Genomic DNA, 14,410 nt, shown 5'->3' with positions numbered 1-14,410 from the left:
TTTAATTACTTAGCCTCTTTCCATTTCTTTGTGATGTTTTGTGCAAGGTCGCCATCTTGAGTCATAAATAAAAATACATTTTCGTCATGCTGTAAATCGGCCACTATCATAATAGCTCCATCAGTTGTCGCATAACGTAATTCAATATTGTTCTCACTAGAGTATTCATCAAAAACAATGGTCAAGTTACCATTGTCAAGATTCCAAGTGGTGGCGTAATCCTCTTCACCGTCTTCAATGACTATAACGTCGCCTTTGTTGAGTGCTGTATCGAAGCCTTTAAAATCGAATGTAGCGTAAGTAGGCAGCGAAACAGGACTGTTAGAGTCATCAAAGACTATGTGCCACGTCTTGTTCTCGAAATCTTCTTTAGTGAACTCAAGGTTAGCGCTTACTAAGTCTTCTGTTGTCCAAAGGTTAAGATCACCTTGGTCTGGTACAACAAAAGATAGATTGGAGGACGTATAGATAAACTCGTTGTGCTCGTCACCGCTATCACCTGGAATAGAAATTGTGTGGTTATTTACTGAATACTCCCCGCAACTTACGGTGTCATCTTCATCGATACAAAGCTTGTCATGAGTGAGCCAGGCCGGAAATATGCCCTCTTTCTTTGCCCAATAGGTGTTGAAGCCTGCAATGTTCCATACCGTTTCTGGGTTGTTTACCGTTGTGTTATTACCGACTAAGTAAGACTGTAAGTCATTGATAACATCAACACTTTCGTAGTTTCCACTCTCTGAGCGGACAAAGTCGATATCCTCTAGTGTTTCTGTACCAGAATCATTGACATGATCTTCAATTGCACCTTGAATTATGGTCGCAGATTGCAACAACGCATCACCATCTAGCTCAGATGCACTTGATGGTAATTCATGAACAAGGCTACGCGCTAGCGCGTGTGCAGCAATGGCGTCTTCTCCGTTTGCGTCATCACTTTTTGCTGCTATATAGTCCCCAGAAATAACATCGTGGTTAAGACTTAGCTCGTTTGCTAGGGCTTCTACAGTCATTTGTTTTGCACTTGCGAGCGTCGTAAAAGGGGTAACGAAAGCAGCGCCGGGCTCTGCAATCATTTCGTAGCTTTGTGCCACATACCCAATGCGGTCTTTGTCGATAGAAGAGCCTGCAATGGAACGAGTAATGATAGGGTGAGTCAAATCCGAATGTGGTATGTTGAACTTTCCTATTTCATTTGTGAAACCTAGTGACTCACCACTATCACAAACACCATTCGCATTTCGGTCTGCGCAGACTTCGGCATGTTCAATATAACCGTCAATAACGGTGATTATTTTACCTGGTATCGCTTCTTTATTATCGTCAGAATTTCCGCCACACCCTGATATTAATAACACTGAAAATATAGCACTGCTCAATATTGTCTTTTTCAATTTTATTCTCTTTATTATGATTTATTTTTTTTGTGATTCTATTTCAAAAAAATAAATGGGAGTATCAATATATGTCACTTACTGTGTGATTAATGTCACAAATTCAAATAAACAACAATATGCTTATGTTATTATTAATTCTGATGTTTAAATTTAATGTGTTTTTTGTTGATAAAATATATTTTTTTAAAATAACTATTGTTAGAAACTTATCTTAAGTGCAGTTTTATGTGGTGAGGCAATTAAATATGGTGGTGAGATGCTGGCTCAGATTTGTATATTGAACCAGCAATACGAGTTAAAAATTACAACTTTCATTTTTTGACGTCATGTAGCGATATACCAACCCAATAACCGCGACTGCCACCAGCGACATGCTAAATAAAAGCAGCCCTTTAGATATAAGCTCTTGATAGTCATTCAGCCTTGGGTGAATCATTAACCACTTCCCCGATATCATTAGTAGCAAACACCAAAATACAGAGCTGGTTGTACTAATGATGACCGTTCTCCAAACACTGAGTTTTGAGAGCCCCATTAGCATCGGTGTGAGCACCCTAACAAATGGGATGAAGCGTGAGATAAACAATGATAGAAAGCCATAGCGATGGAGTAAGTCTTTCGCTTTGGGTAACGCATCATTGGGTAACACTCGTTTTAGAAAGGGCACAAAGCGTGTTTTATGGAGCACTCTACCTTGTAAGTAGGCATTGATACTGCCAAGTGAGGCTGCGAAGCAAAGCGCGCCTGCCGCCGGATAAAAATCAAGGATCCCTAGCCCAACCAGGCCACCCACGAAAAGGACTAAGCTGTCTCCGGGTAGAGGTAAGAAAACAAAGCTTGATTCGAGTAATAATATGAAAGCAAGCAGCATCAAAAAACCGTTTAACGAACTTATTTGCTGAAGTGCTTCAAAGTCGTGGTGCCAAATCGCAGTAAAAATGTCCAGCATACAAAATCCTTCAATATGAATAAAAAGACCTTGTGCGGAGATCGCACAAGGTTAAATAAAGCGTGTTATTCGAACATCAAAACGATGTATGCAACGAACAGTATGAGGTGCGCGACGCCATTTAAAGAGTTCGTTCTACCGCTACTAAAACTGATGCCAGTCATGAGTAATGTGGTAACGAGCAATACCATCTCTGCCGGAGCTAGACCCAGCTGGATTGGCTGACTAATGACAGTGGAGATCAATAAAACGGCGGGAACGGTTAAAGCAATAGTGGCGAGCACCGAACCAAAGAACAAATTCATAGCTCGCTGTAACTGATTGTTGAGCGCTGCTTTCGCAGCGCCCACCGCCTCTGGGGCTAAAATTAAAATGGCAACAATAAGCCCACCTAATGCCGCAGGAGCACCGAGCAACCCCACGGTACCATCAATTGGGATCGCTAAACTCTTGGCCAGTAAAATGACAATGAGTAAGTAACCCACCAGCATGATTGAGTGGTATAAATTGCTGCCCAGTGGCCCATGGAATTCATGCTCATCTTGATGATCTTCATCCATAAAGAAATGGGTGTGACTGCGGGTTTGGATGAACAAAAATACCCCATATAAAACAACAGAAGCGAAGACAAGCATGGTCATCAGTGCGGTTGACATTGCTCCTGATTTATCAGCACTGGTGAAGTTAGGTAGCACAAGGCACAACAGCGCCAATGGGACAATTGCGACAAGGTACGATTTTAAGCCGTCTAGATTGTATTTTTGCGTGTGGTATTTAAGCCCCCCTATTAACAAGGTGATCCCAACTAAACCATTCAGTACGGCCATGATAACGGCGAACATTGTATCTCGAGCGAGGACCGGATTGGCATCGCCCGTAAGCATAACGGACGATATCATCACGACTTCAAGTAAAATCACTGACAGCGTTAAAATGAGAGTCCCGTAGGGATCACCTAACTTAATCGCAAGTGCGTCGGAATGACGTACGACCGCAAATATTGCGGCCATCACGACAACAAACAGCCCGACAGTGAGCAATAAGCCAACGGGAGAACTCATCTGCGATTGCAACACGCTTTCCCCTCCAAACTTGAAGAGTACTACCGTGAGCAGACCCAGTAAGAACATCACTTCTTGTTTGATTAATCTCATTATGGCAATGCCTCCTCTGGGGTTGGTTTCGTGACTTGATAATGCATTGGGCTGATGCCTATGATTTGCGGCAAGGTGACCCCCAATGAAATGGATGACCATGTGCCACATGCAATACCTAAACACAATGCGATTGCGAACCCTTCTAAGGCAGGGCCTCCAAGTAACCACAGGCTGGATACCGTGACGAGGGTGGTGCCGGAAGTGACCAAGGTTCGGGAAAACGTTGCTTTTACGGCGAGGTTGATGAGTGCGTCGGCTGACTTTTTAGGCTTCGATTTAAACAGCTCACGAGCGCGATCCGCAATAATAATTGAGTCGTTTAACGAATAGCCAAGTACCGCCAGCACGGCCGCGAGGATAGTTAGGTTGAATTCCATTTGAGTGACGGAGAATAATCCTAGGACGATGACGACATCGTGGACTAATGCGACAAGGGCACCTAACGCTAATCGCCATTCAAATCGATAGCTGAGATACAACATGGTTAACACGAAGCAAGCTAAAATGGCGACGCCCCCTTGCTCTACCATGTCTTGTCCCACTTGGGGTCCAACGATACTACTGTTGAGTACTTCTACCTGTTGGCTGAACGATTTTAATATCGGAGACAAAGCCAGCGTTTCATCCTCAACAGGGTGGTAACGGAGGATCCATCGTCCAGGCTCTGTTGAGCTGACAATATGGACTTCCTGCATTAATGCTTCATCTAGATAGGGTTGGATCTCTGTTGCCGTTAGGCTTTCATCAAGACGAACCTCTGCGACAATTCCACCGGTAAAATCCAGTCCCCAATTAAATCCCTTAAAGGTAATGAACAGCGTTGCCATCAGTAGAAGCAGCATTGAAATAGCGGACATAGCATAGCGAGTGTGAGTTAAAGAGTATTGAGAGAGTTTCATAATTAGACCTTTACTTCACGGCGCTGATCACGCCCCCAAATGAGATTGATGATGGCGCGAGACAGAAATACACCAGTAAATAAACTGGTTAATAATCCAAGCCCAAGTGTGATGGCAAACCCTTGAATGGGGCCGTTACCTATGGTGTACAGTGCGATGGCGACGATCATTGTGGTTAGGTTGGCATCAAAAATGGAGCTGAAAGCACTGTTAAAGCCCTTATCAATACTTTGTGCAAAGGTTCTTCCTTCGCGCATCTTGTCTTTAATCCGTTCAAAAATTAACACATTGGTATCGACGGCCATGCCGACAGTTAATACCATGCCAGCAATACCCGGTAGCGTGAGAACCGCGCCAGGAAGCAGTGCAATGAGACCAAATAAACACACCATATTGGCGAGCAAAGCGACGTTGGCGACCCAGCCCATCTTGCGATACCAAAGTGCAATAAAGCTCAATGTAAGCGCTAGACCTAACGCGAGTGCAGCAAAGCCGTTTTTCACATTTTCAGCACCAAGTGATGGGCCAATAGTGCGCTCTTCTATTATGGTCACTGGCGCGGTAAGCGATCCTGCTCTGAGTAAAAGGGCAAGTTCTTGGGCATCTTGCATGCTGCCTACACCGGTAATTCGAAAGCGGCTACCCAGTTGAGACTGAATGGTTGCGACGCTAATGACTTTACTTACCTGTTGGCTCTCTCCTGAGGCATCTCGGCTGTATTCGTTATACAGCGTTGCCATTGGCTGACCGATGTTGGTGCGAGTAAATTGCGACATTTTTCGTCCGCCACTGGAATCAAGAGAGATGTTTACCTCTGACGTTCCCATCTCACCAAGTCCGGCTCTTGCGTCGATAATGTGCTCGCCCGCCAAAATGGCACGACGATCCACATGAACGGTATGGCCATCGTTATCAAGTAAGGTCAGAGATTGTCTGGATTGCGTGTCAGGCATTGAATGAAATGCTAAGGATGCGGTGGCACCAATCACATCTTTCGCTGCTGCAGGATCTTGTACGCCGGGCAATTCAATTCGAATTCGGCTTTCCCCTTGACGCTGCACAGAGGCTTCGGTGATGCCAAGTTCAGCAAGACGCCCACGCATGATCTGCAAATTTTGTTGAACGGTAAGGGTTCGCAATGCAATTTTTTCATCATCAGATAATGAAAGCGTGACGGTATTGCCGCTAATACGACTGTCCCAATTGGCAAACTGACTACGCAGCAACGTACGAGCAGTGGTGACATCCTGGTCGTTATATAAGTTAATTTGAACAGCATCTTGAATGACTCGTCCACGGCTTGCTCTGATTTCAGAGGCAAACTCATCAATCACCATTTGGCGGTGTGCTTGGTAGACCGGTTCCATATCGACTTCTAGTAAGAACTGCACGCCGCCACGCAAATCCAAACCAAGGGCAATAGGAGAGAACCCGGCGCTGAGCAACCATTTTGGCGCAGCGGCTTCCATGGCAAGTGCAACGGTGATAGAGGGGTCGAGGTATTGATTTAAGACCGACTGGGCTTGGGCTTGTTGCGTTGGGTCCGACAAGATAACAATGGTGCTGTCGCCTTGCTGGTCGATGCTAGTCGGGGTAATGCCAGCTTGTTGCAGGCGTTGTGATATTTGGGGGGCATCCACGGTATGTCCGCGATGATTAATATGCAATGCTGCATTCTCGCCATACAAGGAGGGGAGTGCACTTAACAGCATGATGATTAAGCTGATTGCGAGCACAATGTATTTCCATTTCGCGAAGCGATTAATGGTGCTTTGGGTCTTTTTTTTCACAAGAAAATTCTCTAAAACGTATCAATAGTGAACTCTCGAGATCGCTGAAAACACAATGTATACGAATGATTAAATGCATACGTATGACAAATGTTGAATGGCAACTCAGCGCATTGTTTTATCAGCGCAAAGTTATTATCAGCACATAGCGGTCATCAACATAGCGTCGTTATCGCCCGTTTAAAGGCCGAAAATGAACGCTATACGTGATGAAAACCTAACGATATCGGGAGTGGTTTCTTAATGTTTGATAGAGGATTAGCTAAATCTTGCGTGTTGGTGGGTGTACAAGGTATTGGCGTCTTTCCAGCCGGACAGGCGAGAAGGAGCAGAACTAATACGGCTTGTCCAATGCAGTTGGGGTGAAGTCATGGAGGTTGCCGTCGTCGCTATTTTCAATAGCGGCGGCGGTAAAAATGCGATCAGTAGATAATAGTCTGGGATGAGCCCTTGAACGGATTGAGTGGCATCGGTGATCGCGCGTCGAGAGACCGATAAAAATAAAGGGCCCGCGCTGTCATTCAACACCGATCCGTCTTCGTCTGTCATTGAGTCTGAATACTCGTCTAACACACTATTTTCTTCAAGAGCAAATGAGATGCTTGAATCTAAACTTGATGGCTCAAACGTTACGTACTCGTCAGCGCTTACAAAGTGAGTACACATTGTAATGATGATAGCGATAAAGAGTTGGTAAAAGCGTTTAAACAATGTCATCCCAATTTAATATGGTTTACCTGATTTTAATCGCAGACAGTATAGCGGATGGTGGTCCTGATTAGGTGAAGAGTTATTCGTTGAAGTGTTAGTGGATATTACAAATGTGGCGGCCAGTTTGTCCTTTATACACTCATTGCTTTTCGATATTGAGAGCGAGAGCAGACAACATGGCGTTGTCATCGATATTGAAAATGAAACAATATGTTAATCTAGTTGCAAATTGTAATCGTCTGTCTTGCTTGTAAGGATGTGACCTTGTATTAATTTTGTTAATAAGCGTAGAAAACAGCAAAAAGCTCGGAGTTTTTGACAAGTAATCGCCGTGCACTCACAATACACTCCCTGCCATTGTAGTACGCCTGCCGCCTATTGCGGTTGGAGCGAGATTGAGGATGACGCATGTTTACAGCAACTGATGTGCTTAAAAAAGAGTTTGCCGAGCAACCCCTTGAGCAACTCTGGTCACTGATCTCTCCACTATACATGGTGGATGAATCACAATGGTTACAACAGCTTTTGCCTTTGGCAGCACCAGTCGGTGACGAAGCCCAACAAATCCCACAAAAAACCACGCAGCTTATCGAGGCCATTCGTGCCGATAAAAATGCGATTCAAATGATCGATGCGCTGCTATTGGAATATAGCCTAGATACTCAAGAAGGGATCTTGTTGATGTGTTTGGCCGAAGCCTTAATGCGTATTCCAGACTCTGCCACCGCCGATGCCTTGATTCGCGATAAGTTGAGTGTGGCAGATTGGAAGTCTCACTTAAAAAGCTCTGACTCTGTTTTTGTGAATGCATCAACGTGGGGGTTGATGCTCACGGGTAAAGTGGTTGGCTTGGGTGACCAAGAAGCACAAAGCCCAGCTAATGCAATGAATAAACTGGTCAACAAATTCTCAGAGCCCGTGATTCGCAAGGCGATGTATCAAGCGATGAAAGTCATGGGCCATCAGTTTGTGTTAGGTCGCAGCATCAGCGAAGCGCAAAAAAATGGCAAGAAAATGCGAGACCGCGGTTTTACTTATTCTTACGACATGTTGGGTGAAGCTGCACTAACAAGAGCAGACGCAGACAAATATTTCAAAGATTATCTGATGGCCATTGAAGCGGTCGGCGGCGATAAGTACGGGCTAGACACGAGCCCTGCGCCTTCGGTTTCTATCAAGCTTTCGGCATTGCATCCACGCTATGAAGTGGCGAACGAAGCTCGTGTGTTGACGGAGTTATGTGAAATGTTAACTCAGTTATTAACCCGTGCGCGTGAATTGGAAGTCGCGATCACTATTGATGCAGAAGAGGCAGACCGCCTTGAGCTGTCATTAAAACTGTTCGAGAAAGTGTACCGTAGCGACGTTGCAAAAGGCTGGGGCAAGTTTGGCTTGGTGATTCAGGCCTATTCAAAGCGTGCCTTGCCAGTTCTTGTGTGGATCAATGCGTTAGCAAAGCAACAAGGGGATTTGATTCCACTTCGTTTAGTGAAAGGCGCGTATTGGGACAGCGAAGTAAAATGGTCTCAGCAAGCCGGTTATGATGCTTATCCAGTGTTTACTCGCAAAGAAGCGACGGATGTCGCCTACCTTGCTTGTGCAAGATTCCTATTGAGCGATAACGTTCGCGGCAACATCTTCCCTCAGTTTGCGAGTCATAACGCACATACGGTGACGGCGATTGCTACGATGGCACCGCATACGGACTATGAATTCCAACGTCTACACGGCATGGGTGATTCTCTGTATGACCATGTGATGGAGACCCACAAACAACCGGTCCGTATTTACGCTCCAGTGGGAAGCCATAAAGACCTGCTACCGTATCTCGTACGTCGCTTACTCGAAAATGGGGCGAACAGCAGTTTTGTCCATCGTCTTGTTGATGCTCGATGCCCAGTTGATACCTTAACGGTGCACCCCGTGGATGCCTTGAACGCTAATTCGGTCTTGCATAACGATCAGATTGATTTACCACCGACTATTTTTGCTGACCGCAAAAACGCAATCGGTATTAATGTCGATATTGAATCGGAAGTGAAAGAGTACGAACATAAAGTCGACGCGTTCCTGAGCAAGCAGTGGAAAGGCGCACCGATCATTAATGGAGTCTCGCTTTACGAAAGCATGATCAAGGAAGGTGCCACGCTTGATACGGTGACCGCACCATACGATCGTCGCAAGGTGGTTGGTCAAGTTGCGATGGCGAATCAAACACAGGTTTCAGATGCCATTCGTGTCGCAGAGCAAGGGTTTGAATCTTGGTCAAAAGTCAGCTATCAGCAACGCGGCGAGTGTTTATTGCGCCTTGCGGATGCGCTAGAAGATAACTTGCATGAGCTGGTGGCGTTATGTCATCAAGAAGCCGGTAAGACCATTCATGATTCGATTGATGAGGTTCGTGAAGCGGTTGATTTCTGTCGCTACTACGCGAAACAACCTCATATTTTTGACGCTCAGTCACTGCTCGGTTTTGATGGTGAGTCGAAAACCTTTACTCGTCGTGGGCGTGGTGTCTTTGTCTGCATCAGTCCGTGGAACTTCCCACTGGCTATTTTCCTCGGTCAAATCTCCGCCGCGTTGGTTGCGGGCAATACCGTTGTCGCCAAACCTGCGGAGCAGACCTCGCTGATAGCGGTTAAAGCCGTAGAGCTCATGCTTGAAGTGGGCTTCCCTGCCAACGTTATTCAGTTAATCACCGGTTATGGCGCAGACGTAGGTCATGCACTGACCTCTCACGATGCGATTGCTGGCGTGGCCTTCACCGGCTCAACGCCTACCGCGCAACGCATTAATGCCACCCTAGCCGCGCGTCAGGTCGCTCCGGTTCCGTTTATTGCTGAAACTGGTGGCCAAAACGCCATGATTGTTGACTCTACCGCATTACCTGAACAGGTGGTACGTGATGTTGTACGCAGCGCGTTTGCGTCTGCTGGTCAACGCTGTTCTGCGCTGCGTGTGTTGTTTGTGCAAGACGATATTGCAGACCGCGTTATCAATCTGATCCAAGGTGCAATGGCGGAACTCAGTGTGGGTTTACCTTACTTACATTCCACCGATGTAGGCCCTGTTATCGATAAAAAAGCCAAAGAAAAGCTGCTTGCCCATATTGAAACGATGCATATTCACGGCAAAAAAGTGGCGCAATTGTCATTAGGTAACGAATGTGATGAAGGTGATTTTGTCGCCCCAAGTGCTTTTGAGATTGAGGATATCTCCATCTTAAAAGAAGAACAGTTTGGTCCGATCTTGCACATTGTTCGTTTTAAAGCGGCAGAGTTACCTAATGTGGTGGAGCGCATCAACGCAACGGGCTTCGGATTGACACTGGGTATCCACAGTCGTAATGAATCGACCTATCGCTGGATCGAAAAACACACTCGAGTGGGGAATAGCTACATTAACCGCGATCAAGTGGGCGCAGTGGTTGGTGTTCAGCCATTTGGCGGGCAAGGCCTTTCTGGAACCGGTCCAAAAGCCGGCGGACCTCACTATCTATATCGTTTTACTGATGCTATCCAAGTGTCGAAATAAGGAGAAAAACCATGGTCAATAACACAACGATTTTCTCTGATGTTTACAGTGCTTGGGAGCAGTGGAACGTCACTGAATTTGCACAACAACGTGAGTGTGTGCTGTCCGTTCAACGCAACATGAACGAAGTCAACGGGACGCTGGCAAGCGTGATGGCTTATCACATCCAACAAGCGAATGTTTTGTTGGCTACCCCTCATTTGATGCCAGGCCCAACGGGTGAAACGAACGAGCTTTATGCGGCGGGTCGTGGTGTAGTGCTTATTGTCGTTGAAAGTGAAGACGCTCATGCAAGCATCGCTGCAACGGCTCAAATCACGGCGGCATTAATCTCAGGTAATGGGGTGATTGTTAGTTCAAACAACACGGCCTTTAATCAACTTTTAGTTTCGGCGGTTGAGCGTTCTCAGCTGCCATCACAGCTTGTTCATATCGTTCCTTTGGAAGAAGCCAGTGCCTTTATCGACTTAGATGTTCGAGTGGTAGGTTTGGTGGGCTCGGAAGAAACGCTATGGCAGGTCAATCACCAATTGGCGAATCGTGATAGCGCGATCGGCTTATTGGTGTCTGAAACGGATCTGACGTCCATGCTAACGTCACACGATCCAAACTTAGTATTGAGGTTCATTACAGAACGAACTCGAACCATCAATATTACAGCAGTGGGGGGGAACGCTACCTTGTTAGAACTCGGTAGTTAAACGGTATTTTTGCTAATGCCCCCTATCGGCCTTCACTTTGATAACGCAGGGTGAAGGCTGAATTCTAGGATGAGGAAATAATAATGATTCAAAATAGCTTTGCTATTACGACAACTTTTATCGCGTATTTAGCGATGATGCTTGCCATTGGTGTGATTGCCTATAAGCGCACATCAAACTCAAGCGACTACTTTCTGGGCGGACGCTCATTAGGACCATGGCCTGCGGCTTTGTCGGCGGGTGCGTCTGATATGAGTGGTTGGTTATTGCTTGGTCTACCAGGCTACGCTTATGCTGCTGGCATTGAAGCGTTTTGGCTTGCTGGTGGTTTATTAATGGGAACTTGGCTTAACTGGTTACTATGTGCCAAGCGCCTGCGTACTTACAGTATTACGACTGACGCGCTAACCTTACCTGAATATTTTTCTCGTCGTTTCAACGACAATTCGAAAATGATTCAGGTTATTTCTGCGTTCTTTATTTTGCTTTTCTTCCTTTTCTATACCAGTTCAGGTTTAGTGGCAGGCGGTAAACTGTTTGAAACGGTCTTTGGCTTGGATTACACCACGGCTGTCATCATAGGTACCGTATGTGTGGTTTCTTATACGTTGTTTGGTGGGTTCTTGGCGGTGTCTTGGACGGATTTAGTGCAAGGCCTATTAATGGCTGCTGCATTGATGATTGTCCCGATTGCAGCGATGCAAGGCGGCTTCGGACAAGTGATCGATGACTTAAATGCCATCAATCCAGAGCTTCTCACATTGTGGAATGATACGAAAGGTGAGCCATTGTCAGCTATTGCGATTATTTCGCTTGTCGCTTGGGGTCTGGGTTACTTTGGTCAGCCTCATATTTTGGCACGTTTTAAGGCAACACGTAGCAACAAAGACCTGACAACCGCTCGTCGTATCGCTGTGGTTTGGTCTGCTTTATCGATGATAGGTGCGATGTTGGTCGGTGTGATTGGCTTACTTTACGTGACGAACTCTGGTGGTGACGTACTGGCGGATGGTGAGAAAATCTTCATGTTGCTGGTCAATGCGATGTTCCACCCAGTGATTGCGGGTATCTTATTGGCGGCTATTCTGGCAGCGATCATGAGTACCGCGGATTCACAATTGTTGGTGTCTTCTTCTGCGCTTGCAGAAGACTTCTATAAGCAAGTCATTAATAAAGAAGCGACATCTGAGCAGGTGGTTAAAATCGGCCGTATTGGTGTTGTTGCTATCTCTATTGTTGCGTTAGTACTCGCCATGACACCAGATAGCTCGGTTCTTGGTTTGGTCTCCTATGCATGGGCTGGCTTTGGTGCCGCGTTTGGTCCTGCGGTATTGCTAAGCTTGTATTGGGCTGGTATGAACCGAAATGGCGCGATTGCCGGTATTCTAGTGGGTGGTATTACGATTGTGGTTTGGAAACAAATCAGCGGTGGGATTTTTGATGTATACGAAATCGTTCCAGGGTTCATTCTCTCTACGATTTCAATCATTGCAGTGAGTGCTTTAACTGGCGGCCCTTCGAAAGACGTACAAGATCAACATGATGTGTTTGAGAAGAATCTGATTGAATTAGATTGATTCGGATAGCGTGACTGTCACTCTCATAAAAATCCCCGAAGACTGTTCGGGGATTTTTTTTGCCCATTTATTTACCTCTATGTGATGTACTACATTTCTCCTCTGCTTACAAAAAGATAACGATGCCTTCGTAAATATGTATGAGAGAAGCACTAAGTAACAAACCTTAAGCTTGCTACTCGTCTGGCACGTTCAGCCAGTGATTCGCCTCCCTCTCAATTCCAACGCAATAATACGGTCTGTTGTCTCAATTTTAGAGTATTTTAGGCATCGTAAAGCACACATTTGCTTTCAATTGTTTTTATTTATTTCCCTTCTGGGCTTACAATTGCTTTCATTTAGATCAATAATAATCAAAATAAAATGAAACAAGAAGGTCTGAAAATGAAAAGAATATTAGAAGCGCATAAAAAACAACGAAATATAGGGATATGCTCAGTGTGCTCTGCTCACCCCTGGGTCATCGAAGCCGCACTACAATTTGAATTACCATCAAATAATCTTGTTTTGATTGAATCTACGTCTAATCAAGTTAATCAGTTTGGTGGTTACACGGGAATGAACCCTGTTCAGTTTCGTGATTTTGTGTATCAAATTGCTGATCAGGTTTCTTTTCCAAAACACAGACTGATTCTTGGCGGTGATCATCTTGGTCCAAATTGCTGGCAGTCAGAACCTGCGTCAGAAGCGATGGAAAAATCGAAGGCGTTAATAAAAGCGTATGTAGAAGCTGGGTATAGCAAAATACATTTGGACACGTCGATGTCTTGTGCCGATGACCCGGTTCCTTTGGATCCTATGGAGGTCGCGCGCCGAGCTGCTCAGCTAGCAAAAGTAGCAGAGTCTTCCGCTTCTGATGAGCTTAAAGAAACACTCACGTATGTCATTGGTACAGAGGTCCCCGTTCCCGGTGGTGAAAAAGAAGCAATTCAATCGGTTCACGTTACGGATATAGACAGTGCACGTTTGACGATCGAAACACATAAGCAAGCCTTTGAAGAAGAGGGGGTTTATCACGCCCTCGATCGCGTTGTGGGTATTGTCGTTCAACCCGCAGTGGAGTTCGATCATTCGAATGTGATTCATTATAACCCTGAGCAAGCTAAAGAACTTTCCACGTTTATTGAGTCAACCCCATATATTTACGAAGCACACTCTACTGACTACCAAACGAAAGAAAATCTCCATCATTTGGTGAATGATCATTTTGCAATATTAAAAGTAGGTCCGTGGGTAACATTCGCAATGAGGGAGGCGATTTACGCATTGGCAGAGATAGAGAAAGAATTGGTTGATGCATCAAAGCAAAGCCACGCGAAAGAAGTGATTAATCAAATACTGATGGATGATAAAAAATACTGGGAACAGTATTACAGTGATAAATTCTCTGATGCGAAGGTTCAATTGAGTTTCAGTTTGTCTGATCGTATCCGTTATTATTGGTCTGATGACCGGATTGTGGATGCTTTGAATTTAATGGTTAACAACTTAGATAATGTGAACATTCCATTCGGGCTTCTAAGCCAATACTTACCTAACCAGTATGAACGAGTGTTGTCAGGAAAACTCAATGCGACGCCATTGAAACTAATTTTTTCTAAGATCCAAGAAGTATTGGAACAATACGATTATGCGTGTGCACCAAACCCACGAGCTTAACGAATAAGATGGAGTAGAAATGTTGCAAGGCTTGGC

At 45.3% G+C, this 14,410-nt stretch carries 10 protein-coding genes; 4 read left to right on the top strand and 6 right to left on the bottom strand.

What is annotated here, in order from left to right; translation table 11 throughout:
- Positions 1-5: 5 nt before the first annotated feature.
- The 6 genes from ACE1OE_RS21545 to ACE1OE_RS21520 all read right to left on the bottom strand — a co-directional run bounded on the left by ACE1OE_RS21545 (position 6) and on the right by ACE1OE_RS21520 (position 6,909).
- Complete coding sequence (locus tag ACE1OE_RS21545; protein ID WP_449212239.1) at positions 6-1,394, bottom strand: hypothetical protein; 1,389 nt, start codon at positions 1,392-1,394, stop codon at positions 6-8.
- Positions 1,395-1,692: 298 nt separating this feature from the next.
- The gene (locus tag ACE1OE_RS21540) at positions 1,693-2,346 is read right to left on the bottom strand and encodes a DedA family protein (protein WP_449212238.1); all 654 of its coding nucleotides are present in this window, start codon (positions 2,344-2,346) and stop codon (positions 1,693-1,695) included.
- A gap of 65 nt (positions 2,347-2,411) precedes the next feature.
- Positions 2,412-3,503 (bottom strand): calcium:proton antiporter, encoded by a 1,092-nt coding sequence (locus ACE1OE_RS21535; RefSeq protein ID WP_449212256.1) that lies wholly within the window; start codon positions 3,501-3,503, stop codon positions 2,412-2,414.
- Positions 3,500-4,402: a protein translocase subunit SecF gene (secF, locus tag ACE1OE_RS21530; RefSeq protein ID WP_449212237.1), complete on the bottom strand. Its 903-nt coding sequence runs from the start codon at positions 4,400-4,402 to the stop codon at positions 3,500-3,502. Before secF ends, ACE1OE_RS21535 begins: the two co-directional genes overlap by 4 nt.
- Before the next feature lie 2 nt (positions 4,403-4,404).
- On the bottom strand, positions 4,405-6,192 hold the full coding sequence (gene secD, locus ACE1OE_RS21525) for a protein translocase subunit SecD (protein WP_449212236.1): 1,788 nt from the start codon (positions 6,190-6,192) through the stop codon (positions 4,405-4,407).
- A gap of 258 nt (positions 6,193-6,450) precedes the next feature.
- Positions 6,451-6,909: a hypothetical protein gene (locus ACE1OE_RS21520; RefSeq protein ID WP_449212235.1), complete on the bottom strand. Its 459-nt coding sequence runs from the start codon at positions 6,907-6,909 to the stop codon at positions 6,451-6,453.
- Between the two features lie 402 nt (positions 6,910-7,311).
- On the opposite strand from ACE1OE_RS21520, the gene putA reads away from it, so the two are divergent.
- From putA to gatZ, 4 genes are all read left to right on the top strand, one after another.
- On the top strand, positions 7,312-10,437 hold the full coding sequence (gene putA / locus ACE1OE_RS21515) for a bifunctional proline dehydrogenase/L-glutamate gamma-semialdehyde dehydrogenase PutA (RefSeq protein WP_449212234.1): 3,126 nt from the start codon (positions 7,312-7,314) through the stop codon (positions 10,435-10,437).
- An 11-nt stretch (positions 10,438-10,448) separates the two neighbouring features.
- Entirely contained in the window at positions 10,449-11,138 is a 690-nt protein-coding gene (locus ACE1OE_RS21510) for a 1-pyrroline-5-carboxylate dehydrogenase (protein ID WP_102470344.1), read from the top strand.
- A gap of 83 nt (positions 11,139-11,221) precedes the next feature.
- Entirely contained in the window at positions 11,222-12,715 is a 1,494-nt protein-coding gene (gene putP, locus ACE1OE_RS21505; protein ID WP_449212233.1) for a sodium/proline symporter PutP, read from the top strand.
- Between the two features lie 384 nt (positions 12,716-13,099).
- On the top strand, positions 13,100-14,374 hold the full coding sequence (gatZ, locus tag ACE1OE_RS21500) for a tagatose-bisphosphate aldolase subunit GatZ (protein ID WP_449212232.1): 1,275 nt from the start codon (positions 13,100-13,102) through the stop codon (positions 14,372-14,374).
- Positions 14,375-14,410 lie beyond the last annotated feature (36 nt).

Source organism: Vibrio sp. E150_011 (genome assembly GCF_053544015.1).
The sequence above is the reverse complement of the archived record's forward strand: the minus strand, read 5'-3'. Positions and strand labels throughout refer to the sequence as shown.

Excerpts from the sequence above, each read along its gene's own strand:
- ACE1OE_RS21540 (WP_449212238.1), bottom strand. The coding sequence starts at position 2,346 with ATGCTGGACATTTTTACTGCGATTTGGCACCACGACTTTGAAGCACTT.
- gatZ (WP_449212232.1), top strand. The coding sequence starts at position 13,100 with ATGAAAAGAATATTAGAAGCGCATAAAAAACAACGAAATATAGGGATA.
- ACE1OE_RS21520 (WP_449212235.1), bottom strand. The coding sequence starts at position 6,909 with ATGACATTGTTTAAACGCTTTTACCAACTCTTTATCGCTATCATCATT.
- putP (WP_449212233.1), top strand. The coding sequence starts at position 11,222 with ATGATTCAAAATAGCTTTGCTATTACGACAACTTTTATCGCGTATTTA.
- putA (WP_449212234.1), top strand. The coding sequence starts at position 7,312 with ATGTTTACAGCAACTGATGTGCTTAAAAAAGAGTTTGCCGAGCAACCC.
- ACE1OE_RS21510 (WP_102470344.1), top strand. The coding sequence starts at position 10,449 with ATGGTCAATAACACAACGATTTTCTCTGATGTTTACAGTGCTTGGGAG.
- secF (WP_449212237.1), bottom strand. The coding sequence starts at position 4,402 with ATGAAACTCTCTCAATACTCTTTAACTCACACTCGCTATGCTATGTCC.